The 24649-nt window shown below is 33.9% G+C and carries 26 protein-coding genes, 8 tRNA genes and 2 other RNA genes; 8 read left to right on the top strand and 28 right to left on the bottom strand.

Features of this window, described 5'->3' with window-relative positions; translation table 11 throughout:
- Positions 1 to 148 precede the first annotated feature (148 nt).
- Positions 149 to 1138: an acyltransferase family protein gene (locus ACSBPO_RS06645; RefSeq protein ID WP_442599266.1), complete on the top strand. Its 990-nt coding sequence runs from the start codon at positions 149 to 151 to the stop codon at positions 1136 to 1138.
- A gap of 360 nt (positions 1139 to 1498) precedes the next feature.
- Positions 1499 to 3238: a B12-binding domain-containing radical SAM protein gene (locus ACSBPO_RS06640; RefSeq protein WP_442599265.1), complete on the top strand. Its 1740-nt coding sequence runs from the start codon at positions 1499 to 1501 to the stop codon at positions 3236 to 3238.
- A 35-nt stretch (positions 3239 to 3273) separates the two neighbouring features.
- Here ACSBPO_RS06640 and ACSBPO_RS06635 read toward each other — a convergent pair whose 3' ends face one another.
- Entirely contained in the window at positions 3274 to 3420 is a 147-nt protein-coding gene (locus ACSBPO_RS06635) for a hypothetical protein (RefSeq protein WP_442599264.1), read from the bottom strand.
- Positions 3420 to 3581, bottom strand: a complete 162-nt coding sequence (locus ACSBPO_RS06630) for a hypothetical protein (protein WP_442599263.1) — start codon at positions 3579 to 3581, stop codon at positions 3420 to 3422. Before ACSBPO_RS06630 ends, ACSBPO_RS06635 begins: the two co-directional genes overlap by 1 nt.
- A gap of 134 nt (positions 3582 to 3715) precedes the next feature.
- On the opposite strand from ACSBPO_RS06630, the gene ACSBPO_RS06625 reads away from it, so the two are divergent.
- Complete coding sequence (locus ACSBPO_RS06625; protein ID WP_442600325.1) at positions 3716 to 4066, top strand: DUF3905 domain-containing protein; 351 nt, start codon at positions 3716 to 3718, stop codon at positions 4064 to 4066.
- Positions 4067 to 4109: 43 nt separating this feature from the next.
- On the opposite strand, the gene ACSBPO_RS06620 is transcribed toward ACSBPO_RS06625, so the two are convergent.
- Complete coding sequence (locus ACSBPO_RS06620; protein ID WP_442599262.1) at positions 4110 to 5465, bottom strand: TrkH family potassium uptake protein; 1356 nt, start codon at positions 5463 to 5465, stop codon at positions 4110 to 4112.
- 268 nt (positions 5466 to 5733) lie between these two features.
- On the opposite strand from ACSBPO_RS06620, the gene ACSBPO_RS06615 reads away from it, so the two are divergent.
- The gene (locus tag ACSBPO_RS06615; RefSeq protein WP_442599261.1) at positions 5734 to 5934 is read left to right on the top strand and encodes a small, acid-soluble spore protein, alpha/beta type; all 201 of its coding nucleotides are present in this window, start codon (positions 5734 to 5736) and stop codon (positions 5932 to 5934) included.
- A 52-nt stretch (positions 5935 to 5986) separates the two neighbouring features.
- Here the strand turns inward: ACSBPO_RS06615 and ACSBPO_RS06610 are convergent, their stop codons facing one another.
- The 7 genes from ACSBPO_RS06610 to ACSBPO_RS06580 form a co-directional block, all read right to left on the bottom strand.
- The gene (locus ACSBPO_RS06610; protein WP_442599260.1) at positions 5987 to 6997 is read right to left on the bottom strand and encodes an anti-sigma factor domain-containing protein; all 1011 of its coding nucleotides are present in this window, start codon (positions 6995 to 6997) and stop codon (positions 5987 to 5989) included.
- Positions 6994 to 7740 (bottom strand): RNA polymerase sigma factor SigI, encoded by a 747-nt coding sequence (gene sigI, locus ACSBPO_RS06605; RefSeq protein ID WP_442599259.1) that lies wholly within the window; start codon positions 7738 to 7740, stop codon positions 6994 to 6996. Before sigI ends, ACSBPO_RS06610 begins: the two co-directional genes overlap by 4 nt.
- A gap of 131 nt (positions 7741 to 7871) precedes the next feature.
- On the bottom strand, positions 7872 to 9086 hold the full coding sequence (locus ACSBPO_RS06600) for a DUF5667 domain-containing protein (protein WP_442599258.1): 1215 nt from the start codon (positions 9084 to 9086) through the stop codon (positions 7872 to 7874).
- A gap of 184 nt (positions 9087 to 9270) precedes the next feature.
- Positions 9271 to 9741: a hypothetical protein gene (locus ACSBPO_RS06595; RefSeq protein WP_442599257.1), complete on the bottom strand. Its 471-nt coding sequence runs from the start codon at positions 9739 to 9741 to the stop codon at positions 9271 to 9273.
- 106 nt (positions 9742 to 9847) lie between these two features.
- Positions 9848 to 10945 (bottom strand): SDR family oxidoreductase, encoded by a 1098-nt coding sequence (locus tag ACSBPO_RS06590; RefSeq protein WP_442599256.1) that lies wholly within the window; start codon positions 10943 to 10945, stop codon positions 9848 to 9850.
- A 145-nt stretch (positions 10946 to 11090) separates the two neighbouring features.
- Positions 11091 to 11699: a LysE/ArgO family amino acid transporter gene (locus ACSBPO_RS06585; protein ID WP_442599255.1), complete on the bottom strand. Its 609-nt coding sequence runs from the start codon at positions 11697 to 11699 to the stop codon at positions 11091 to 11093.
- 128 nt (positions 11700 to 11827) lie between these two features.
- Positions 11828 to 13408, bottom strand: a complete 1581-nt coding sequence (locus ACSBPO_RS06580) for a peptide chain release factor 3 (RefSeq protein WP_442600324.1) — start codon at positions 13406 to 13408, stop codon at positions 11828 to 11830.
- Between the two features lie 245 nt (positions 13409 to 13653).
- On the opposite strand from ACSBPO_RS06580, the gene ACSBPO_RS06575 reads away from it, so the two are divergent.
- Positions 13654 to 14055, top strand: coding sequence for a YkvA family protein (locus ACSBPO_RS06575; RefSeq protein ID WP_442599254.1), 402 nt, complete (start codon positions 13654 to 13656; stop codon positions 14053 to 14055).
- An 18-nt stretch (positions 14056 to 14073) separates the two neighbouring features.
- Here ACSBPO_RS06575 and ACSBPO_RS06570 read toward each other — a convergent pair whose 3' ends face one another.
- The 17 genes from ACSBPO_RS06570 to rluF all read right to left on the bottom strand — a co-directional run bounded on the left by ACSBPO_RS06570 (position 14074) and on the right by rluF (position 19868).
- Positions 14074 to 14664, bottom strand: coding sequence for a cell wall hydrolase (locus tag ACSBPO_RS06570; RefSeq protein WP_442599253.1), 591 nt, complete (start codon positions 14662 to 14664; stop codon positions 14074 to 14076).
- 326 nt (positions 14665 to 14990) lie between these two features.
- Positions 14991 to 15191 carry a TM2 domain-containing protein gene (locus ACSBPO_RS06565; protein WP_442599252.1) on the bottom strand — a complete coding sequence of 67 codons (201 nt, stop codon included), beginning with the start codon at positions 15189 to 15191 and terminating at the stop codon, positions 14991 to 14993.
- A 179-nt stretch (positions 15192 to 15370) separates the two neighbouring features.
- A complete protein-coding gene (locus ACSBPO_RS06560; RefSeq protein ID WP_442599251.1) occupies positions 15371 to 15508 on the bottom strand; it encodes a YjcZ family sporulation protein in 138 nt (45 codons plus the stop codon).
- A 39-nt stretch (positions 15509 to 15547) separates the two neighbouring features.
- Positions 15548 to 15640 carry a YjcZ family sporulation protein gene (locus tag ACSBPO_RS06555; protein WP_442599250.1) on the bottom strand — a complete coding sequence of 31 codons (93 nt, stop codon included), beginning with the start codon at positions 15638 to 15640 and terminating at the stop codon, positions 15548 to 15550.
- Between the two features lie 194 nt (positions 15641 to 15834).
- Entirely contained in the window at positions 15835 to 16671 is an 837-nt protein-coding gene (locus tag ACSBPO_RS06550; protein ID WP_442599249.1) for a tyrosine-type recombinase/integrase, read from the bottom strand.
- 70 nt (positions 16672 to 16741) lie between these two features.
- Positions 16742 to 16837, bottom strand: an RNA gene (ffs, locus tag ACSBPO_RS06545) — signal recognition particle sRNA small type.
- Positions 16833 to 16904: transfer RNA gene (locus ACSBPO_RS06540), tRNA-Gln, on the bottom strand. Before ACSBPO_RS06540 ends, ffs begins: the two co-directional genes overlap by 5 nt.
- Before the next feature lie 9 nt (positions 16905 to 16913).
- Positions 16914 to 17004: transfer RNA gene (locus tag ACSBPO_RS06535), tRNA-Ser, on the bottom strand.
- Positions 17005 to 17029: 25 nt separating this feature from the next.
- An RNA gene (gene rnpB, locus ACSBPO_RS06530) (RNase P RNA component class B) lies at positions 17030 to 17413 on the bottom strand.
- A gap of 79 nt (positions 17414 to 17492) precedes the next feature.
- Positions 17493 to 17563: transfer RNA gene (locus tag ACSBPO_RS06525), tRNA-Gly, on the bottom strand.
- Positions 17564 to 17633: 70 nt separating this feature from the next.
- Positions 17634 to 17709 (bottom strand) — tRNA-His (locus tag ACSBPO_RS06520).
- Positions 17710 to 17756: 47 nt separating this feature from the next.
- Positions 17757 to 17849, bottom strand: a tRNA-Ser gene (locus ACSBPO_RS06515).
- A 14-nt stretch (positions 17850 to 17863) separates the two neighbouring features.
- Positions 17864 to 17937, bottom strand: a tRNA-Met gene (locus ACSBPO_RS06510).
- 22 nt (positions 17938 to 17959) lie between these two features.
- A tRNA-Pro gene (locus tag ACSBPO_RS06505) sits at positions 17960 to 18036 on the bottom strand.
- Positions 18037 to 18042: 6 nt separating this feature from the next.
- Positions 18043 to 18119 (bottom strand) — tRNA-Arg (locus ACSBPO_RS06500).
- 218 nt (positions 18120 to 18337) lie between these two features.
- Positions 18338 to 19009 carry a LysE family transporter gene (locus tag ACSBPO_RS06495; RefSeq protein ID WP_442599248.1) on the bottom strand — a complete coding sequence of 224 codons (672 nt, stop codon included), beginning with the start codon at positions 19007 to 19009 and terminating at the stop codon, positions 18338 to 18340.
- Positions 19010 to 19163: 154 nt separating this feature from the next.
- A complete protein-coding gene (gene rluF / locus ACSBPO_RS06490; protein ID WP_442599247.1) occupies positions 19164 to 19868 on the bottom strand; it encodes a 23S rRNA pseudouridine(2604) synthase RluF in 705 nt (234 codons plus the stop codon).
- Positions 19869 to 20262: 394 nt separating this feature from the next.
- Between rluF and ACSBPO_RS06485 the strand changes: the two genes are divergently transcribed.
- Positions 20263 to 21678 carry an amino acid permease gene (locus ACSBPO_RS06485; RefSeq protein WP_442599246.1) on the top strand — a complete coding sequence of 472 codons (1416 nt, stop codon included), beginning with the start codon at positions 20263 to 20265 and terminating at the stop codon, positions 21676 to 21678.
- 132 nt (positions 21679 to 21810) lie between these two features.
- A complete protein-coding gene (gene corA, locus ACSBPO_RS06480; RefSeq protein ID WP_442599245.1) occupies positions 21811 to 22761 on the top strand; it encodes a magnesium/cobalt transporter CorA in 951 nt (316 codons plus the stop codon).
- Positions 22762 to 22807: 46 nt separating this feature from the next.
- On the opposite strand, the gene ACSBPO_RS06475 is transcribed toward corA, so the two are convergent.
- Positions 22808 to 23851, bottom strand: a complete 1044-nt coding sequence (locus tag ACSBPO_RS06475; protein WP_442599244.1) for an SDR family oxidoreductase — start codon at positions 23849 to 23851, stop codon at positions 22808 to 22810.
- 165 nt (positions 23852 to 24016) lie between these two features.
- Between ACSBPO_RS06475 and ACSBPO_RS06470 the strand changes: the two genes are divergently transcribed.
- Positions 24017 to 24646: a LysE family transporter gene (locus tag ACSBPO_RS06470; RefSeq protein WP_442599243.1), complete on the top strand. Its 630-nt coding sequence runs from the start codon at positions 24017 to 24019 to the stop codon at positions 24644 to 24646.
- Positions 24647 to 24649: the final 3 nt, after the last annotated feature.

Raw genomic sequence — 24649 nt, 5'->3', positions numbered from 1 at the left:
GGCTTATTTTTGTAGTATAACAGGATGTACGAACTAGCTTTTCCCTGTTATTCCCTTTTATTTTCCAACAATTTCACTAGTTTCAGATAGAATAATAGGGGTAAAATATTTATGTATTTTTAAAGGGGGGCATGAAGGAGGAAACGATTTGAAGCATCGTGAATATTACTTCGATAATGCCAAATTTATTTTGATTTTTTTTGTAGTCTTTGGACATTTTATCCGACCGCTAATTGAGGATAATGAGCTTGCCTTAGCCATCTATAAAGTGATATATACTTTTCATATGCCTGCATTTATACTAATCTCAGGATTTTTCGCAAAAGGAATTCAACAACAAGGTTATATACAAAAAATTACCAAAAAGTTAATATATCCATATATCATCTTTCAGGTTATTTATTCTATCTATTATTTTTATTTATACTCAAAGTCGGATTTATCCATTAACTTCTTTCAACCACATTGGTCATTGTGGTTTTTAATCAGTCTCCTGTTCTGGCATATGATGTTGCTCGGTTACATTAAGATCAAACCAATATATTCTATTATTTTTGCTGTATTAATCGGCCTACTTGCTGGTTATGTTAGTTGGATAAATAGTTATTTAAGTTTATCTAGAACCTTTGTATTCTTTCCGCTTTTCCTTATTGGCTACTATCTAAAAAAAGAACAATTTTATCATTTAATAAAGCCGAAATTTAAGGTTCTTTCGTTCATTTTGATTTTAATAGTGTTCACCACTTTTTATGTGTATCCAGATATTAACGAAAAGTGGTTATTAGGTTCAAAGCCATACGAAGCTCTCGAAAACGACTATGTATTAGCTGCCATAAAAAGACTTGGGGTTTATGTTATAAGTTTTATCATGGTATTAAGTTTCTTTTCATTTGTTCCAAAAAGGAAACTTATGGTTTCAAAGCTAGGCAGAAATACTCTATATGTCTATTTACTGCATGGTTTCTTTGTTAAGCTATTTCGATCCATGTCTGTAGAATCCTATTTTCATAACACAGGATTCATTATTGGCCTAGCCTTATTATCTTTACTGTTAACGTTGATATTATCAAACAAGTGGCTAATCAATACGTTAAAACCTTTATTTGTGTTAAAGCTGCCTAAATTTAAAATTCAATAGAATTAGAAAAGCGCAAGCGCCTTGGTTAGCCCCGACAAGCAAATGTTCTCTAGCGTAAGAAGTTTGAACTTTGACTTCTTACGCTAGAGGTTATTTGACCTCGAGGGGCTAGGCGCTGGAGCTAGACAATTTTCGAAGTCCCAAAAAGTTATACTTTCTTATCCTGTAATAAAAGCGCAAGCGCCTCAGAAAATAATATCTGTGGCGCTTTTTATATTCTGTAAACATTGGTTTCAAATAATATTCCCCCAAATACCTTCTTTTTACATCTACCTAGTTTTACTAGTATCTTTTTTGACAAGAATAAAGTAAAATAGAATGTTGATTCACTTATACAATGTTTTATAAGGAGTATTATATATGAATATAATCTGTACTACTTTAAATGCAAAATATATACACACGAATATTGCGATACGATATTTAAAAGCTTTTGCCCAACCTGAGTTTGACATTAAGCTTATTGAATATACGATTAAGGATCCGGTTATGAATATCGTTTCAGATTTAATCCAAAAGAAGCCTGCTGTCATTGGATTTAGCTGCTATATCTGGAACATCGAAGAAACCATAAAAGTAATAAAAATGATTAAAAAAATTAATCCATCTATTCAAATTGTTCTTGGAGGACCAGAAGTAACTTACGATGTTCTTGATTGGATGGTAAATGTACCTGAATTCGACTTTATTGTTATAGGTGAAGGGGAAGAAACCTTCAAACAGCTACTTGTGCAGTTACGTGATAACAAAGATGTTAGCTCTGTTCCTGGAATTGCATACCGCCAAGAAGATAAAAGCATTAAAATAAATCCACAACGAAATAAGTTGGATTTAAAAGAATTACCATCCCCTTTTAGGTTTGAAGAAGATATTCCTCATTTGTCAAAACGAGTGACTTATATTGAAACAAGTAGAGGTTGTCCATTTAGCTGTCAATTTTGCCTTTCTTCCATAGAAGTTGGGGTTCGTTATTTTGATCGAGAAAAAGTGAAAGAAGATATTCGTTATTTAATGGAAAATGGTGCAAAAACAATTAAGTTTGTAGACCGCACTTTTAACATCAGTAGAAGCTATGCAATGGAAATGTTCCAATTCTTAATTGATGAACATCTGCCTGGAACGGTATTTCAATTTGAAATAACAGCAGATATTATGAGACCAGAAGTAATTGAATTTCTAAATGAAAAGGCCCCTAAAGGCTTGTTCCGATTTGAAATTGGGGTCCAATCCACTAATGACTATACAAACGAGTTAGTCATGAGAAAACAAAACTTCTCAAAATTAACACGTACAGTTTCACTAGTAAAGAACGGCGGCAAAATAGATCAGCATCTGGATTTAATTGCAGGTTTACCCGAAGAAGATTACTCTTCATTTAAAAAGACATTTAATGATGTGTTTGAGCTTCGGCCGGAAGAGCTCCAACTTGGTTTCTTAAAAATGCTTCGCGGCACAGGCGTTAGATTAAATGCCGATAAGCATGATTACATTTATATGGATCATTCACCTTATGAAATCTTAGGTAATAATGTATTATCTTTTTCAGATATTATTCGTATTAAACAGGTAGAAGATGTTCTAGAAAAATATTGGAATGACCATCGCATGGACCATACAGTAGAATATCTAGTTTCCCGTGTTTTTGATACCCCATTTGACTTTTTTCAAGATTTCGGAACGTTTTGGGAAGAACAAGGATGGTCAAGAATTGGTCATCAATTAGAGGATTTATATACACGTTTGTATCAATTCCTTAAAACTAGAAATACTGCAGACCTTGATGTGATAGAAGGATTAATGAAATATGATTATCTTCTGAATCAAAAATACAATCCTCGAAAACCATGGTGGGAAGGCAGATTACAAAAAGAAGACCGTTCTGTTATCTATAGGGATATTCTTGAAAACCCAGAATCTTTAGGAAGTGACTTTGTTTCTTTGCAATTAAACGAAAAAGAACTATATAAGCATACCTTGCTTGAAACACTTTCCTTTGATTTACAGCGTTATTTACAAGAAGGAATTATTAAACGTAAAGACAGTTTTATTCTAACCTTCTTCTCTCCTTCTAACGAAGGTACAAAAATATTTGGTTTTTAAAACAAAATTAGCCCCAAGGGGGTAGCCCCTTGGGTTTATTTATTACGTTCTTTTTTAGATTTCTCTTTTTCCTTTTGATTGGATATAGGGTATTCATAAAACTTAATACCATTAATATCTCCAAACTCGATTCCGAATTCAACATTGGTAGCTTCTCTAAGCTTTTGTTTCTTTTGTTCCATTATGCTCTTCCTGCTCTACCTTGTTTGGAATTACGGTTCGCACCCTTCATTCGGTTTTCACCTTCACTAAATTCAGCTGAAAATTCCGATTCTGCCACGTTCTTCTTAGGTGTTTTACTATATTTATCAACAGCATCAAATTCTGCTTTGCGTTTAGCCATCTAAAATACCTCCTATTTTTTCTAAATCTCTTTTATTTTGTCTCTTTCTTTTAAAAAGATACTTCCTATTATTTTCTAAAAATTGCTCAACATAAAAAAAGCAAAGGTTATTTAAAATAAGAAAAAAGGAAGTGATATCTTTGAAAAAGGAAAAAAATCAAAATGATTTTTCTATCGAGGAAACCCTTCCTCATCAAATTAATTCCCCAAGTTTTAAAGAGACTGGGATAAAAATGCAACCACCATTTAAAAATTCGCATGGTGTCATCATTGGAGATAGTCTTTATTCATCCCCTAATTCCCCATTAGAAAATTGGAGTGATGAAACTGACCCTGAAATTATGGCTGGCGAAGAGTGGGTTCATCCAACAAATGATATTGGTTGGAATTCAGCAGAAAACCGTGAGTTGCTCGAGAGTAAAAGAAAACCTCAAGCCTATCCTTTTATGCATCCAACAAAAGATGTTAGTCATGGGAAAGATTAATAAACAAAAAAGGTTGGCCAAGGCCAACCTCTTTTGTTTTGTTTTAACCTATAATAACTTTTTCCTTTGGGTAATGGAAATTTGGTTCAACTCTTTTACCACCAATGATAAATAAGAACGAAAGAATTCCTACCCTACCGATGAACATAAGAATAATAATGACTAATTTTCCTAAAATGGATAACTCTGGTGTTATACCAAGAGATAACCCAGTAGTTCCAAATGCAGATGCAACCTCGAAAATTAACGCTAACAACGGTTGATTTTCCGTAATGCTTAAAATAATGACCGCAATAAAACAGATAAATAATGCCATCATCGTCACTACTAATGATCTTATAATATCTTCCTCATATAGTTCTCTTTTAAAAACCTTAATAGAACGATTACCTCTTGCAAAATGAAAGAAAAACAATAAATTTAAGGCAAAAGTAGTTGTCCGTATTCCCCCACCAACTGAACTTGGTGATGCACCAATGAACATCAAAGCAGATAATATTAACAAAGTCGAGTCATGAAAGTTATTCATATTCATTGTTGACAATCCACCGTTTCTAGTAGAAGCCGACTGAAACAGAGAGTAAAACAAAGCTTCATGCCATGACTTATCTCTAAAAAAGTGGTGAATTTCTAGGACTAAAATAGCAATTGTTCCAAAAATCAGCAACCCGAAAAAGGTAACAGTGGTTAGTTTTGTATATAAAGTAAAGTGAAATTTTCCTTGTGGATTTCGGTTAAACAAATATTCCTTTGTTTCAATTAATACTGGGAACCCAATAGCTCCTAAAATCAATAAAATAATATTAACAAATTGAACAAAATAATCATGGGCATATGGGATTAAGGATTGCCCGGTAATGTCAAAACCCGCATTTGTCGTTGCACTAACAGAAGCAAATAAACCATGTAGAAAAGCTTCTTGCCAAGTAGGATAATATCTTAGGAAATATGACCCTAAGATTACAGCTCCAATAATTTCTATTAAAATAATGATGATTAAAATTTGCTTTAATAATTTTACTAAACCAGAAAGACTGGTTTGATTTTGATCTGTCATAATTAATCGGCGTTCCCTTAAACCTATTTTTTTCCCTAGGATTAACCAAAAAAAGGTTCCAAGTGTCATGATACCAATTCCACCAAACTGAAGGACAAACATTAATATAAAGATCCCCGTCACACTAAATGTATCTGAAACAGTTATCGTCGATAATCCTGTAACACTTACAGCGCTGACTGCTGTAAATAAAGCATCTAAAAATGTCCACTTGGCATTTTCTTTTAAAGAAATTGGAAGGCTTAGTAATGTCATTGACACGGTAACAGCTAGTATGTAATAAGCAACAATTATTTGGGCTGGCGCTAGCCGTGAAAGTATTTTTCGTGCAAATATATTCATAAAAATAAATCTATCCTTTCCAGATGTCACTCTTCATCCTATATTAAAGAAAAATCTTCAAGGAATAAAGAAATATCTCCATTTCCCAGTTATTTATAAAAAATTGAAAGTTTTATCCAAAACCAAATATAAAGCATATGTACATTCCCATTAGAAATAAAGAGAAAAATTACCTCTTATGAAATGATTAATTTTTAGCAAACTATATTTACAGAGTACCAAAATTCTCTGTTATTCATCCATCAAAAGGTAAAAGGAGTTGAGAAGTATGTCTAGAAGTAGTAATAAATTGCTTGTTCCTGGTATCGAACAATATATGGATCAGGTTAAATATGAAATCGCACAAGAATTTGGTGTTAACTTAGGTTCTGATACAGTTTCTCGAGCTAACGGATCAGTTGGAGGAGAAATTACAAAAAGACTAGTTAAACAAGCTCAAGCTCAATTGGCTGGAAATAATAATCAATAAAACTTAATATATAATGGCAAAAAGTCCGGACTTTAAATGTCCGGACTCTTCTCTATTTTTTATTTTTTTGATTATTCTTTTCTTCTTTATGTTTTTTATCTTTTTTTCCTTTTTGATGATATAATTCATCGTTATCATCAGACTGATTATTCATTTTTTTTTTTGAATTATGAGTAGACTTATCCTTTTTATCTACTTTACTTTTTTTTTCGTTTGATTTCTCTTCAGACTTTTTTAGTTGGCCCGGTGCTTGGGCCTTACCTTTTACCGGATGATTTTCTTTTTTACTCTGATCATTTTTTGGCATACTTTTCTTATCTGACTTTGGCGTATTATTTTTTTCAACAGGAGGTTTTTGCTTGTTGGTAGATTTCTGTTTATTTTCTATTTTCTTCTCTACACTCGGTTGATTTTCTTTAAGTTTCCCAGTTGTTATGCCCTGTTTATGTGCTTCTTCTCTTTCTTCCTTAGTTCCCTGAACAACTGTTAATTGAAGGTTCTCTTCTTCTACCTTCTTTTCAATCATTTCAATATCTTCTTCAAGCTTCTTTTCAATCTTATCTTGCTTTTTATCTTCATAAACAGTTGATATGACAACCTCATCATGGTTTTCAAAGAAGCCTTGTTCCTTGATTTTTTCAATTATTTGAGTCGTTACAGCTGAAACATCTTTCTTTTTCCAATTATCGATTTCAGAAATAACTAACTTACCTTCTGGATTGTAAGCCTCCATACTAACTACTTCTAAATCTTCATTAACAGCTAATTCAATGCTTGGATTTACATCAATGGACATGTACGCATAAACATCGTTACTTCCAGACATAGGAAGAAATGAAGCCGAAGCAATGACGATTGCAAACATTGCTGCCACTAAGGCCTTTTTCCCAGGAAGCTGATAAAACAATGAACTTTTCTTCGGGACTACATTAATTGGAAAAAAATCAATTTCTTGTCCTATGATATATTCTTGTTTCTCTTTACGAGCTTTTAAAAACTCGCCTTCTGGGGTTAATAATGTTAAAAAACGTCTGTCAATTTCCATTACTATTCCTTTTTTCACGTTTTCAACACCCCTTTAATATAATCTTTTAAATAAACATAGTCATTAATTAAAATCAAAGAAATCGCCATAATATACTTACGATTTCTTTCAATTGTTTTTCTACTTACTTGGACGATATCCTCTAACTGTTTAATGGGAAGTCTTTTCTTCTCCAATAAGTAGGTTCGTAACTCTTGATCATCCACTAGTAACTTTGCAATTTCCATTGCATTTTTCCTCGCGTCTGCATGCTTCGGAGATTGCTCAACCAAATCCTGAAATGAAAGATCATATTCCTTTAAAATTTGCTGAAACTGAAGGATTTCATGCTTTCGTAATTCGGTTTCATTTTTTTTCTGATAGTCAACAATGGAAATTTCATTTTCAATAGCTAAGCTTGGTGAATCATCATCATGATTTTGTGAAGTAAAATCAATACTTATACTTTGATTTTTAGAATGTTTTCGGATATAGTCAATAACCCTACGTTTAATCATTACTTCTGCAAAACTAAGTAATGAACTTCCACGGTCAGGTGAATATTTTTGGATTGCTTCATGAAATGCAATAAGACCAATGCTAAATTCATCGTCTGATTCATGAATATATCTTTTACATACAGAAGATACCGTTTTGGCGACAAACGGTTTATATGAATCAATCGTTTCATTTAATAATAGAAGATCGCCTTGTTGAATTTTGAGCACTGTTTCTTCTAACGTCTTTTTCCGCTTTTTTGCCATAAACAATAAACTTAGCATAAGCCTCACCTCTCTTTACCTAAACCATTATATCATACGAAGATGATATCATTTTTTAGGGGGTTAGGCATTAGAGAAAAGATAGTCCGATTTACTCGGACCATCTTTTCTCATTTCATGGTCAAAGATTATTATTTATGACCATTTGCTTCTTTGTTACCTTTTCCGTGATTAGACTTGACTGTTTCTTTTAATGCCTTTACTTCCTTTTTTACTTCAGCGCGTTTTCCTTTTAATTGAGCTTTTGCTTCTTCTCTTGCCTTTTTAACTTCTTGTTTAACATCTTTACGTGCTTGTTTTTCTGCAGCCTTCACTTCTTTTACAGATGGAGCAACTGTTGTAGTTGTGTCTTCTTCTACCTCAGTTTCAGTAGAACCTTGAACGTCTACATTTATTTCCTGATCATCTGTTTCAGATTTAGTTGTCACATCAGTTTCAGTAGTTGCATTTACTTCTTCTTGATCATCTGATGCTTCTGCTTTATCTGCTTCTGTTGCTAAATCTTCTTCGATTTTAGCTAATTTTTTCTCTAATTTTGCATAGCTCTTTTCAATGTTTCTTTGTAATGCAGCTTTTGCAACTGGATTTTTCACTTTTTCCATTGCAGCTGTTAGTGCAATAATATTTTGAGATAGAATTTCTTTTACTTCTTCAACAGTACCCTGATCTTCATTTACAGGAGCTTCTACTGTTTCTTCTGTATCTGCTGTTACATCAGTATCAGTATCAGTATCTCCTTCTACAGTTGCATCTTCTGAAGTAACTGTTTCATCGGAAGGATCTGCTTCTTCTAAGTTAGTTGAAGCTGTTTCATCTGTAGTATTAGTGTCCTCTAAATCAGCTGAAGTTTCTTCAGTTGTTTTAGCTTCATCCGCAACCTCATTATCATCTGTTTTTTCTTCGATTACAGTATTAGATTTTGCCATTTCTTCTAGTGCTTTTTGGATTGTTTCTACCGCTAAATCTTCATTACCATCTTCAAAAAGGCTTTGAGCTTCTGCTAATCTTTCGGAAGCAAATTGAGCAAATAGTTTAGCTTCTTTTACGTCATCCATCGTTAAAATTAATTGTAGTTTTTCTAAAGCTAATTTTGCAAAATAAAAGAAGTCTCCAGGCACTAATGTAGGCGCATCCACCGTTACGTCTGTTTGAGTTTCAGTTGAGGATTCTACCTCAGATGTAGCGTTATCTTCTAATTGAACTGTTTGTACTTGATTTTCCTCAGATGAATTATTTTCATCTGCAAATGCTAATGAGGAAGAGAAGGTAAATGATCCAGCTAGGACCATTGCTAAAGCTGTTTTAGCTACTTTATTCATTTCTTTTTGATTGATAAATTTCTTCAATTTCATTCACCTCGAATAATATTTTAAAAATGTTTTTTGCGATTGCTTTTTCACTAAATGATTACGAGATTATGTTTCACGCTATGGGGGTTTTAAAAAAAATAACAAAAAAAAAAGCAAAGTCAGGGATAAAATACGATCCACAAACTTTGCTTTAAAAACAAATATTCACGATTTTTTATAATTATCGAAGTGAGCTAAACTTTAAAACAAACATTCGGATTAAATAACCGACCAATAAACCTAATGGCAGAAAAAAGAACATTGGCAGAAAAACCGGACCAAATTTTATATTAAATATCTCCATTTTGGGTGAGTACATTAATCCCACCGTTAAAAAATATGCTGCAAAAACAAAGGGAAAAAAAGCTAACCTTTCTCCTTCTGGCATGGCATGTCTATAAGAATCCCACATAGCAAACATATATAAGCATGGATAAAACATTAGCCATTGATAGTCGGTTACTTCGGTAGCTTTATCAATCTCCCATAGAAAACTATACATAATGGCTGAGTTAAATCTACTTTTAATATTTACTAAAAATTCTAGGAAGACAAATATTGCACCTTTAAAATACTGACCCACCAATAATTGCCCAAATCCCGGAAGTGCTACACTCCATAAAATCGCTTCGATCTTCGTCAATTTTTTCATAAATTCGCCCACATCTTAGAAAGGATATTTTTATTATTATTATTCCAATTTGTTGGCATTTTTATCTCAAGAAATGACGAATTCTATCTTTAATTGTAAAGCAGTATTATATTTTAATTTGATACTCTGGTCTATTTTTATTTTTTTCATAAAACAATACCATTGCTTTTAATCCTTCTTTAAAATCAGGACAACTTATTCCTGAATCCTCTAAGTCCTGTTGGGCATTAGAACAGTCAAACTTGCCTTTCCACTCGAAATAGTCCAATGCTTCTCTTTCAACCCTTAATATTTTTTGAACGGTTTTAAATTGCAAGAAAAACTTAGCAATATTTAAAGGTAAAATCCCCTTAGGTGTTTTTTCAAGAAGCTCATTCATTAAAAGTTTATATATTTGAGTAACAGGGTACGGGTTTGGGTCAGTAAGATGATAAGTTTTCCCTTTCCCCTTTGGACTAAAACTTAAATAAGTGGTTGCTTTTAAAATATAATCAATTGGTACTAAATTAATAACGGCATTACTAGTTCCGAGGTAAGGAATAATAGGTAAGAATCTTAGTCGATTAAAGAAATGTAAAATAAAATAAGGACCATCAAATTTAATGGTTTCTCCTGTTTGTGTATGGCCTTTTACAATACCAGGTCTAATAATCGTAACAGGTATATCTTTTTTCAAATCATCCACAAGTAATTCTGCCTCATATTTAGTTTCTTCGTAAAAATTCTTAAATTTTTCCGGTTTTACTAATTCATTTTCATATAAGATTCCCTCTCTTAACCCTGCAACATATGCAGTACTAAAATAGGTGTATCGTTCAAGACTTGGTAATTGTTTTACCCATTGATTTAGATAGTCCGTTCCTTTGACATTTACAAGATATGCAATGTCTTTCGGAACAGCTAAATCATAAATAGCTGCTAAGTGAAAAACATGTGTAATATCTTTAGAAAGTTGCTCTTTTTCATTTTCACTTATTTTAAAGATTAACGGGTCTGTGATATCACCTTGAACAATTTGAAATCGATCTGAACTAAGATTAAATTCATTAAGAAACCTTTCTCTTTCCTTTTCTGCTTTTTCTATCATAGACGGAACTACGAGAACAATTAATTTGTCAGCAGGGTTCGTTTTCCAAACCTCTCGAATTAGCTGATTACAAATAAAGCCTGGAAATCCCGTAAAAAAATAACTTTTTGTTTCCATTTCATCACCCTTTATTAAAATGCATTTATTTATATTTTAATTGGATAAAACAGAAATCGTCAAACTGTAGATTGAATCTTTAGAAAAATCTAACCACTTTAACAAATTAACGCGCCGGGGGTCTGACCCCCGGCGCGTTAATTTGTTAAAGCAAGGATAGAATGAGAACTGCAGCTGTCCCCCACATTATAATGGCAGAAACTTTATTTAATATCTTGATGAGGTAACCAGATGAATCTATTTTTCCAACCATTTTCCCTACTAATGAAAGACCAAAAAACCATAACCACGAAACAAGTATACAAGATAGTGTAAATATCCATTTTTCAGATCCAGTATAAGTAATCGATGATGTCCCAATGACTCCAATAGTATCAAGAATAGCATGAGGATTTAACAAAGATACGGAGGCTGCAAACAGTATCTGTTTTTTTGCGGAAAATACCTCAGACTCTGTTTCATCTTTTTTAAGTTTTGTATTCCAAGTTGAAAAACCCATAACTAGTAAAAAAACAACACCCACTAAGATTAAAATCGTTTTTATCCAAGATAAACCTAAGATGATAACAGATATTCCAAGAACAGCAACCGAAATAAGAATTGTATCACAAATGGCAGCCGTTAGAACAACCGGTATTGCCCTAATAAAACTAGGTTGTGTAGCCCCTTGATTAAATACAAAAACATTTTGCACGCCTAATGGAAGGATTAGTCCAAAAGCCAGTATGAATCCATGAATAAATGCATTTAACATAGTAAAATCATATATCCCCTTTTATTAATTTCGAATAACAAGTAATCCTAATTCTACCATCGTTCTAATGAATTATCTTTATTATTATGAAAAAGCGATTCTCCTTTTAAAGAGAATCGCTTCTAATTTTATTCGTGTTGATCCATTGGATTATATAATTTCACTTCTGGGTTTTTATCTTGGAACCATCTTAAAGCAAACTCATTTTCAAACAAGAAAGCATACTTATCAAAACGATCTTTTACTAAAATACTGCGGGAGCTAGAAAGGTTTTCTTCAACTGAATCTCCTTCTAACCATCTTGTAATTTTTGAGCCTAAACGTTCCATAATAACTTCCGTGTTATATTCATTTTTCATACGGTGCTCAAATACTTCAAATTGAAGCTGACCAACAGCGCCTAGATAATAATCATCTGTTTTGACCGTTTTAAATAACTGAATCGCACCTTCTTGTACTAACTGTTGAATCCCTTTTTGAAAGTGCTTTTGTTTCATTACGTTTTTGGCACTTACTCGCACAAAAAGTTCAGGCGTAAATTGTGGTAAACGTTCAAATTGGAATTGATTTTTTCCTACCGTTAAGGTATCTCCAATTTGATAAGTACCAGTATCATATAGTCCGATAATATCACCGCTCACCGCTTCATCGACAGTCGATCTATCATCCGCCATAAATTGAGTTGATTGAGATAGCTTTAACTGCTTTCCTGTCCTCGGAATATTTACAGTCATCCCTCGTTCAAACTTACCAGAACAAATACGCAGGAAGGCTATTCGGTCACGATGTGCTGGATTCATATTAGCTTGAATCTTAAAAATGAACCCTGAAAAATCTTCAGAGAGAGGATTGATTTCCCCAACTGTTGAATTTCTTGGCTGTGGAAATGGAGCAAATTTTAAATACGTTTCTAAAAACGTTTGTACACCAAAATTAGTTAATGCACTACCAAAAAAGACAGGTGTAATAGATCCATCTCTCACACGTTCAGGAGAGAATTCATTTCCAGCTTCGTTAAGAAGCATAATTTCTTCTAACGTTTGATCATACAGACCAGTAACTTTTAAAGCATGATCTCCTTCTATTTCTCCATCTTCATTTAATGGAACAAATCTTTGGTCTTCCCCGACACGGAATTGTTCGATACGATTATAGAAACGATCATATATTCCTAAAAACTCTTTTCCCATACCAATTGGCCAGTTCATTGGATATGACTCAATCCCCATTACCTCTTCTAATTCAGCTAATAGCTCAAGTGGGGCTTTCCCTTGACGATCTAATTTATTTATAAAGGTGAAAATTGGGATTCCTCGCATACGACAAACTTTAAAAAGTTTTAATGTTTGTTCCTCAATCCCTTTGGCAGAGTCAATAATCATAACCGCACTATCAACAGCTGTTAACGTCCGATACGTGTCTTCAGAAAAATCTTGGTGCCCAGGGGTATCTAGAATGTTTACACGAAAACCATCATATTCAAATTGCATGACACTGGATGTAACGGAAATCCCACGTTGTTTTTCAATTTCCATCCAGTCACTAGTAGCAAATTTACCGGTTTTTTTAGCTTTTACGGTACCTGCATCGCGAATTGCCCCTCCAAATAGTAATAACTTCTCTGTTAAAGTTGTTTTACCTGCATCGGGATGGGAAATAATCGCAAATGTTCTCCGCGATAAAACTTCATCTTGTAACTTTTTTACCATATCTGAAAATCCTTTCTTTAATCCCTTCATATTTAACACTCATAAATTCAATCTTATCTTTCTCTTCCTTACTTTGCAATCCACAATTTATTCATATCCAATGTTTTCAAAAAGGTGCCTGCCATTCCGCCTATCACACACCACCGCTTTAAAGCAATGGGGGTCTGACCCCCATTGCTTTAAAGCGGTAAAAAGACATATTTTGCAGGTTCTTTCTTCATACTATAGGAAAAGAGGTGTTAAGTATGGATGATAAGAAATATGAAGAGGGTTATAAAAAATACGAAACAGCTGCAAAAGATTATATCGAACAACCAGAGAAAACAAAAGAACTCATCCATAAAGCTACTAAAAAGGCAGCTGACAAAAAGAATGCATTACATGAGGTATGGGACAGACTACATCTACTTTTTGATTTAGTTACGGCATGGAGAAAAGGGGATTACAAGAAGGTACCAAAAGGATCGATTGTAATGATTATTGCTACCATTTTATATTTCGTTTCTCCGATTGATATTATCCCCGATTTCCTTGTAGGCCTTGGTATCTTGGATGATGCAGCCGTAATAGGTTTTACTTTAAAACAAATCGCATCAGACCTTGATAAATTCAAAGCTTGGAAAGACCAAGAAAAAGAGACCCTTTAGTTTTATAAGAGGGTCTCTTTACTTAGAGAATTGATGATTACCAATCACATTTGTCACTGTTCGTGATAATTGCCATTGATTCTCAGAAATATCAGGGTTATAAAAGAATAATGCCCCGTCACCCTGGTCTTTTAATGCTAACGCTGTTTTTACAGCTTTTTTATCCATTTCTCCTGCAGACTCTTTTATAGCTCCATTATCAACTGGCTGAAATTGTCCATCTTGATAAATAACCTCTTTAACAGTATTCGGAAATTCTTTGTGATCAACTCTATTTAATACTACTGAAGCAACTGCGACTTTTCCTGCGAAAGATTCTCCTTTTGCTTCTGCATGAACAAGTCTTGCAAGTAATTCTTCTTCCTTCTTAGAGATACTTTCTGGTACTAACAATCTATCACCCATTTGAAGCTTCTTCTTATTTGTTGGATTTAATTCCATCAATTCGAGCTCAGAAACACCAAATTTTAAAGCAATTTGAAAATAAGTTTCTCCTTCTCTAACCGTATAGATTTGAGTTTGATCAGTTGTCTCTGCAAAAATATCCATGGAATGCGGAAGGGAAATGGATAGAAGGGTGATTAGGAAGATAAAGACTAGCTTTTTCATGCTATCAACCTCCATTTATGTTTAATAATCAACAACATATACTAGCCTAACATGCCTAAAAGTCAAGTTCCACCCCAAAATTATTCCATGGAAAAGATGGGTTTATTTACTAAAGGCTCTTTTCTAAAACTTTGTTGCTTTTGTAATTAAAAAAGAGAGATTTCGCAATATAGGGTGATAAAAATCTTTTTAAAATCAAGAAAAGAGTTGCTCCCTTATTAAGAAAAACTGTAAAAATCCGGCTTTTGGGATTTTTACCAGAATCACATTCTATACGAAAACAGCCCTAATAAATAAAAAAAACTCGGTTTTCACCGAGTTCCCCATTAAGCCTCTCCATTTATTACATCAACACGTTTGACTAAACAATATATCCCATCGATAAATGGCCATATCCCAAATGTAAGCCATCCCAACAAAAGGATAGCAATTCCAAGACCAATATCACCTAAATAAAAACGATGGGCCCCAATAACACCTAAGAAAAACCATAATAAAAATGTAACTACCTTAGATTTTTTTTGCATTATAGCCCTCCAAAAAAAAGATTTTTCTTGTACCTATATTGATTCATACCGACTAATGACTATAAATATTCCTTAAAAGTAGTATTAATCAAATTTTTACAAGATATTCTTTTATGGAGTTCCATACATTATAAGTAAAACCCAGTACAATAAAGTACCGGGTTTGGTGCTCCTTCACACTAGAAGTTAAAGCAAGCTGCTCCAACAATAATTAAAAGAATGAATAGAACAACGATTAAGGCAAATCCTCCATAGCCAAAGCCTACTCCATAGCCATATCCACATGGGTTACAGCATCCATAACCGTATCCGTACATACTCTCACTCCTTAAGCTTTTTCAAATATCATTTATAAATTAGCAAATCCATGAAGCCCCAATAATAATTAGAAGAATAAACAATACAACTAGTAATGCAAATCCTCCACCAAAACCAACTGCACCTGACATATGAACAACCTCCTTCTCAAATTTCTATATATCCTATTCAATAGTGAAGAAATGTGCGAATAACTATAGGCAAAATGGGCTTGCATCTCTAAATCTAATTTAAATAAATAAAAGGCAGCTTGTCGTAACAAGCTACCTCAACAACACCTTAACAACCTACCCTAGTGTTTCGTATATAATAAAGATCTTTACTTCTATGAAAAAGTTTTATCAATCGCCTCAGACAAATTTAACTCTACATCTTTAAGATAGCGTTTTGTAATATTAATATCCTTATGACCTGCTAACTTTGAAACCGTACCTAAGTCTACCCCATTATTTATAAGACGATAACAAAAGGTATGTCTTAGCTTATGAGGATTTACCTCATACTTTTTTAATATATATTGAACAGCTCTTGTGGTAATTCGTCTCTTATTAGATGAAGTAAATAAAGGTACTTTACAATCTAATTTATCAAGAGTACTTAAATAGGAACATACATGTTTCTTTGCTTCTTTTGAGAGTGGTATGACACGTTCTATTTCTCCATTATTGTTGTTCCGAATGAATATTTTTGATTTATTTTCATTTAACTCTATATCAGTAATATTCAGATTACATAATTCCGATACTCTTATTCCTGTGTGTAAAAGCAAATACATCATGGCAACATTACGTAAATTACCGTCCATTTCTACTTCTTTTAAAAGGATAGTCTGTTCGGTTAAATCAAGACCGCTCGGTGTCTCGAACTTTTGATCTTTAACCTTTCGAACAATATTCGCCATAATTTTAGGGTTTCCAAGAAATTTTGAGAAAACGCTCAAGGCAGCAAAATGTTTTTCCACAGTACTGGGGCTTTTATCTTTTTCTAAAAAAGAAATATAAGATTGTATTTGCTCTTCATTAAGGTCATCAAACGACAATCCATGATTTTCTAACCACAATTGTAGTTTGTTAACAACCTCTAAGTATGTGTTGATCGTTCCTTCTGCTTTACCTTGATCCAACAACCACTTTGAAAAAGCTGATTTAGCGTTCAATTTCATTGGAATCATCCCCAAATCTTTTTTCATCCTAATTATTATAACATACTTTTTAGAAAAATCAGATTCACTATGATATAAATAAAAGACCCACACGTCTTGGCTATTTATGGCTGCTGCATTCCTGCCCTGACCTGTTCATAGCTTTAACGTTGGATCTTTAACTGGGCTAGCTGGATTTGAACCAACGCATGACGGAGTCAAAGTCCGTTGCCTTACCGCTTGGCTATAGCCCATCGATTTTATGGCGGAGTGGGAGGGATTTGAACCCTCGCGCCGGTTGCCCGACCTACACCCTTAGCAGGGGCGCCTCTTCAGCCTCTTGAGTACCACTCCATTAATATGTTATTTCATACAAAACTTTTGTAAGCCGTATTCTGTTCACAAAGTGCTGCAAACGGAAAATATCCTTGCACTATATGGAGAATCATCTATCTCATAGTATATTTACTATGGTGTCCTTAGGTTCTATTTCCCTTTAGACACTTCCCCTACCATCGTTTGGGTTGCTCGCTCGTGGGGTTTACCTCGTTCCACCTTCAATGTTTCCATCGAAGCTACGTCACTGTGGCACTTTCAAAGTATTCACACCATATTCAATTGAACTTAGGTGTTTTCCTTGCCGTCAACCATTTAAGGCTGCTCTAGCTTACGGTTTCGCTAGACACGAACACTACAGACATCTCAGTCTGTGCGAGTACGGACTTTCCTCACAAATACAAGATTTGCGCGATTCTCTCCAGTTTTGTATGTTCTAACAAAAATTATTTTATCACTTTTATTCGTTTAAGTCAACTTCTGCGAATAAATGAGTAATAAATAAAAGCGGGTGATGGGAATCGAACCCACGACATCAGCTTGGAAGGCTGAGGTTTTACCATTAAACTACACCCGCATAATTAATATAATATTTTATTGTATTCCTATCTTAACATATCCAAACATTAAGTTCAAATGTTAATTAATGGGGCGATCGAGGGGAATCGAACCCCCGAGTGCCAGAGCCACAATCTGGTGCGTTAACCACTTCGCCACGACCGCCATCTTATTATGATATAAACTTATTTTGTCCATATTTTAAAAAAATATGGCGGAGGAAGAGGGATTCGAACCCCCGCGCGGTTTAACCCGCCTGTCGGTTTTCAAGACCGATCCCTTCAGCCGGACTTGGGTATTCCTCCATATTAAATCAAAGTAGCGGCGGAGGGGATCGAACCCCCGACCTTACGGGTATGAACCGTACGCTCTAGCCAGCTGAGCTACACCGCCATAATTTTAATAATTAAATTCATGGTCGGGAAGACAGGATTCGAACCTGCGACCCCTTGGTCCCAAACCAAGTGCTCTACCAAGCTGAGCTACTTCCCGATAATATGGCGCGCCCGAAAGGAGTCGAACCCATAACCTTCTGATCCGTAGTCAGACGCTCTATCCAATTGAGCTACGGGCGCATATAATGTGTCTACCATTTCAACAAATTATTTTAAGGTAACCTGCGAATAGGAACTTTGGGACAAGAAATATATTAACATCCCATTTCACAGAAGTCAACTTCTTTTCAATAAAAAGGTTCCTTTTACAATCAAAAAAAATGATGGATTAGGAATTTCATTTTATCTAGTCCAAGCTATAAAATCAAGATAAAATTTAAGAAAAAAGAACGCATGAGTTAAAAAATGCTTAGTAACTCTACATGCGTTCCATTAACAAATTTAAGATAAAATAAAACCTTTATTGCCTGATATCCAAAATAAACTCCAAAACCTATCAGTGATAATCCAGATAGTAATGATATGAGGAAAATCATTTGATTTGTAAAAACCTTTTTAAAACTGCTAGAAATGATTGCCATTGTAATATCCCAAATAAATAATCCAATAAATATTGCTAAGCTATACGTTAACAATTGTTGGTGATTATAAGATGCTACTGTTTTAGCTAGAACTGAACCATAAATTCCTAACCAAAATAAGATCGTAAGTGGGTTTGATATTGAAATGAAAAAGCCATTCAAAAATGACTGGTATAACGGAACTTTCGTTCTATTTGAACTTGAAGTCTTTGGTTGCGCATTTAGTAAACTTTCAACACCAGTATAAATAAGAACAAAACAGCCGAATAACCAAAGAAAAGTCTGCATAAATGGAGTTTCTATAAAATTCACTACTCCTATGTAAACAGCAATCATATAGATTCCATCTGCTACAAATGCCCCAATCCCTACAAACCAGGAATGCCAAAAACCAAACTTTATCCCCTTGTCCAATTGAGCTGCATTAACAGGACCGATTGGAGCAGCTAGGGATAATCCTAATAATATGTAACTCAGAAAAACACTCACTCACCTTTGCTCCCTTCTGAAAAAAACATCTCTAAGAAAACTTATTCAGAAGGATAGACAAGTACAACCTTTTTTTAGAAAAAAAGACAAGTTGTTTGTCAACGAAAATTTCATCAAAAAAGAAGTGGCCAAAACTTTCTGGCCACTCAGTTTGTTAATTATTTACTTGATAATTTAAAAGAGAGAAAAGTTCATTTTTTTCCTTTTCAGATAAATCTCTCCACTGACCTATTTCTAAACTACCTAATTTAATATTCATGATTCGAATTCGTTCAAGCTTTGTTACTCTATATCCAAAAGCTTTACACATCCGTCGAATTTGGCGATTTAACCCCTGGGTTAAAACAATTCTAAAAACACGGTCACTAATTCTTGTTACTTCACAACGCTTTGTTATTTCGCCTAATATTTCCACTCCATTTGACATCCCTCTTATAAAATGTTGGTTATAAGGTTTGTCTACTGTTACAATGTATTCTTTTTCATGATTATTCTCTGCACGGAGTATCCTATTCACAATATCTCCATCGTTCGTCAGTAAAATTAATCCCTGGGAATCTTTATCTAATCGACCAATTGGAAAAACTCGCTGTGGATGATTGACAAAATCAATAATATTCCCTTTTACTTGTTTTTCAGATGTACAAGTAATTCCTACAGGCTTATTTAATGCAATGTATATTGGTTTTGGTTTTGACTTTATAGGTTTACCGTCAATTAGTACTTCATCTCCAGGTTCAACTTGACTTCCTAATTCGCATATCGTTCCATTAATAGTCACTCTTTTTGCTTCAATTAATCGGTCAGTTTCCCTTCTAGAGCAAAAGCCAGTTTCAGCAATATATTTATTTATTCTCATTAAAATCCTCTTCTCTATAACCATTGTTTCATTTTAATTGAGATCTATGTAATTTTGTTAACTAACGTCTAAATTATATAGTAAAGAAGTAGCGAAAGGAAATACCAAGTGGATAAATATAGATACACTTACGCTATTCGTTATTTCGAAATAGTTTTAATCCATTTCTTATAGTTCATACTAATATAACTTATCATTTTTTCGATATAAGATAAAATAAATAAATACCCTTATTATATCTAGTTTATATATCAATATTTTATAATTTCGAATAATTTTTAGTAAATGTAACCAAATAGACTAAAGTGAATTTTTGTTATTTACAAAAAATTCTGCTCAGTGTATTATTCAAATACAACTTTCGACAAAATTTTCAACTGTGAGGAATTTTTATATGAGCTTATTTCGTAAAAAATCAATTTCCGCTTTACTGCAAGAATCCGAAAATAAAGGATTAACGTTAAAGAAAGATCTCGGTGCTTTTGACCTTACTATGTTAGGCATTGGAGCTATAATCGGTACTGGAATTTTCGTTTTGACTGGAGTAGCCGCTAGCCAACATGCCGGTCCTGCACTTATTATCTCCTTTATATTATCTGGACTTGCCTGCGTTTTTGCAGCACTTTGTTATGCTGAATTCGCTTCATCTGTTCCTGTTTCTGGAAGTGCTTATACTTATAGCTATGCTACCTTTGGAGAACTCATTGCTTGGATATTAGGATGGGATTTAATTCTTGAATATGGGGTTGCTTCATCAGCTGTCGCTGCTGGTTGGTCTGGTTATTTCCAAGGGTTACTAGGTGGGTTTGGAATTTATCTACCGAAGGCTATAACAAGCGCCTATAATCCATCCGCCGGAACCTATGTGGATATTCCAGCTATACTTATTGTGTTATTCATCATGTTTTTACTAACACAAGGTGTTAAGAAGTCAGCTCGATTCAATACGATCATGGTTATAATTAAATTAGCGGTAGTCTTTTTATTTATTGGAGTAGGAGCTTGGTATGTTAAACCTGCAAACTGGACTCCATTTATGCCTTTTGGTTTTGATGGGGTAGCAGTTGGAGCAGCAACTGTATTTTTCGCTTATATTGGTTTTGATGCCGTTTCAACAGCCGCAGAGGAAGTAAAAAATCCTAAACGCAATATGCCGATTGGGATTATAGCGTCATTAGCTGTTTGTACGATTCTTTATATTGTCGTATCAGCTATTTTAACTGGAATTGTTCCTTACACTGAACTAAATGTTAAAAATCCGGTTGCTTTTGCCCTAAACTATATCCACCAAGATTGGGTTGCTGGTTTTATTTCATTAGGGGCCATTACTGGAATTACAACTGTTTTACTAGTTATGATGTATGGTCAAACACGTTTATTCTATGCAATAAGTCGTGATGGATTATTACCAAAAGCCTTTTCAAAAGTTAATAAACGTACTAATACACCAGTTGTAAATACTTGGGTAGTGGCAATTATTGTTGCGTTTTTTGCTGGGGTTATTCCATTAGGGAAGCTTGCTGAATTAACAAACATTGGTACACTATTTGCCTTTATTGTAGTTTCATTAGGGGTTTTAGTATTAAGAAAAACTCAACCGAATTTAAAACGTGCTTTTAAAGTTCCTTTTGTACCAGTTATCCCCTTACTGGCAGTTTTATTCTGTGGCTATTTAACATTACAATTACCTGCTACCACTTGGATCTCATTCTTCGTTTGGCTTGTCATTGGGTTATTTGTATATATGTTATACGGACGTCGTAATAGTCATTTAAATCAAACAGAAGGAAAAGAAAAGCAAACAACCTAATTTATAAGTAAATTCAGAGGTGAGCAGAAAGGACCCTATTCTTTCTGCTCATTTTTTGTTATTCCAAAATTACTCGGTATGTTAATATACAACTAGTTAATAATCTTAAGAGCTATTCAAAAGGAGAAAAACATGATTAGAGTCATCGCCGTAACGAAAGATTCAAAACTCGTTTCTGATCTACATGTTCATGATTTACACCCTGAAAAATACAAATGGTTTTGGGTAGATTTTGACCGTCCTACAGACGAGGAAATTGACTTATTAAAAGACCCTTTTCAATTCCACCATCTTGCTATAGAGGATTGCATACATACGCTACAAAGACCGAAATTGGACTATTATGATGATTATTCATTTTTTGTTACTCATTCGATCAATCCAGAAACTTTTGAAAAAGAAGAGGTTGACTTCTTTTTAGGGGAAAATTATGTTGTTTCCTTTCATCGAAAACTATCAATAGAATTAGAGGAAGTTTGGCAACGTTTTTTCGTATCAAAATCTGCTAAAAACTGGACACCATCCCTTGTTTTTTATCATGTTCTAGACAAAATTGTTGATAATTATTTTCCGCTGGTATATCAAATTGAAGATGCATTAAATAATATTGATGAAGAATCAAATAAAAAATCAATGGAAGTATTATTAAATCAATTGTTCGATGCACGCCATCATCTTCTAATATTAAGACATACCATTGTGCCAATGAGAGATTTAGCCTATCGAATGCTCAACTCGCAGCGACTAACGGCAATTGTTCATAAAAAAGAATATTTTGCAGATATTCATGATCATTTACTTAAATTGTCGGAAATGATTGAGGCAAGCAGAGAATTAACAACCGATATTCGAGATAGTTACCTCTCATTAAATTCACATGAAACGAACCGAGTCATGAAGGTGTTAACGATTATTACCACTATTTTCATGCCTTTATCTTTTCTTGCGGGATTATACGGAATGAATTTTGAACATATGCCTGAACTTTCATGGAAGTATGGCTATTTTGTTATTTTAATACTAATGTTCACCATAAGTACCGTTATGTTTATTTGGTTTCGAAAAAAAGGATGGTTTAAATAAAGTAAAAAGACAAGACAAGCAATAAATGCTAGTCTTGTCTTTTTTTCTATTTTATCGGTGTGGATTCTAATTTTTGTATCAGTGTATCTTCTTTTTCCTTGGCCATACCTGCTCTCATTTCAGCCGAACCCCTTACCTCTTTATACCATTTTAATGTGTCTGTCGCAGTCTCCTCTACCGGTCTAAAGGACAATCCTGCTGAGATAGCTTGGTCTGTATTGGCAGCAAGCATTCCACTCATATCTTTTCCGTCTGAAAGCGGTCTAGCATCCGGGATCCAAAGAGGCATTTCCATCCAAGGACCGACTTCATTTTCTAGAAGAAAATCATCATTTGCCCATACAAATTCTGCATTGGAACTTAAACCTCTTTTAATTGCTTGAAGTAAATAGTTCATTGTTAAATGGTTATCTATTCCTGTAGCGTTAAATACTCCTGTTTGATTATTTTCAACCATATGGATGGTCCACTTTGCCAAGTCTCTTACATCAATATATTGAACCATTCTATCAGGGTTACCTGGAGCCAGTACTTGCCCTCCTTCATTAATTCGTTTCACCCAATACGTAAATCGGTCAGAATTATCATAAGGCCCAACGATTAATCCCGGACGAATAATTAAGCTTTTAGAAGGAATTGCCTGTAAAAGAACTTGCTCACATAAGGATTTTAGCTCCCCATAATGGCTCATAACTGGTGAATCACTTCCCTTTGTTACCTCTTCCACTTCCTCTTTTGTCATAGTTAGGGTCTCTGCATCCTCATTAAAGTTCTTTTTTGAAAAATCCTTATAGACAGAAATCGTTGAAATAAATACATATTGATCAACCTGATTTTCTAAAACTTGGACAGATTTCTCCATTGTTTTAGGTAAATAACCACATGTATCAATAACCGCATCCCATTTCCGACCTTTAAGCTGCTCTAAATCCTGAATTTGATTCCGGTCTCCGAAAACTTGTTCAACATCTGGAAAAACCTCTTTGTTTGTACCTCTATTGAATAAAGTGATTTCATGGTTTCTTTTTAGTCCCTCTTCCACTAAAAATCTTCCTAAAAATCTTGTACCACCAATAATTAATATTTTCATATTTTCGCCCCCTTTTTATCCTTTAATTTATATTCTAAATAATTTGAAAATTTAACTCAAATTTTGAATCACAAAACTGTTCGACTTTTTTTAAATGAATGGGTTTTATTTGTTTAAGCTCGTTCATAAAATGTACAAGTTTCTATTTTAGGATGGAGTGGTAATTTGAATGTTAATGTGCTTTTGAGTTATATAATCCTTGGGTTAACACTAGCCGCTCCCATTGGACCGGTAAATTCTTCGCGAATTGATAAAGGGATTAAAAATGGTTTCTGGCATGCGTGGATTGTAGGGGCTGGCTCCATGATTGCAGATGCTATTTTCATGTTGCTAGTATTTTTAGGGGTTGTTCGTTTTTTGGACATACCTATAGTGCAAATATTTCTTTGGATTTTCGGCTCATTTGTCCTCCTTTATTCAGGTGTTGAGAGTATTCTAAAATCTAATGTTATTTCCTTAAATTACAGCCGGGAAAAAGAATCCTTGTTTAAATGCTTTATGACTGGTTTTATCATGTCTATTACTAGTCCATTATCTATTTTATTTTGGTTAGGGATATACGGCTCCGTTTTAGCTAAAACAGCCTCATCCTATGGAAATGGCTTATTAATAATCTATAGCTGTATGATATTTCTAGGTTTAACGATTTGGGATATCTTCATGGCATTTTTAACAACTGGATTTAGAAAGTATTTAAACTATAAAAGCCTTATGGCTATTTCTGTTATCTCTGGGGCTTCACTCATTGTTTTTGGTTTATATTTTGGATACCAAGGAATTAAAGCTCTCTTTTGACCA

Origin of the sequence: Neobacillus sp. D3-1R (genome assembly GCF_052180215.1) — a bacterium.
Lineage (GTDB): Bacteria > Bacillota > Bacilli > Bacillales > Cytobacillaceae > Pseudoneobacillus.
Note: the sequence above shows the minus strand (reverse complement) of the source record. Positions and strands in the feature narration are given on the sequence as shown.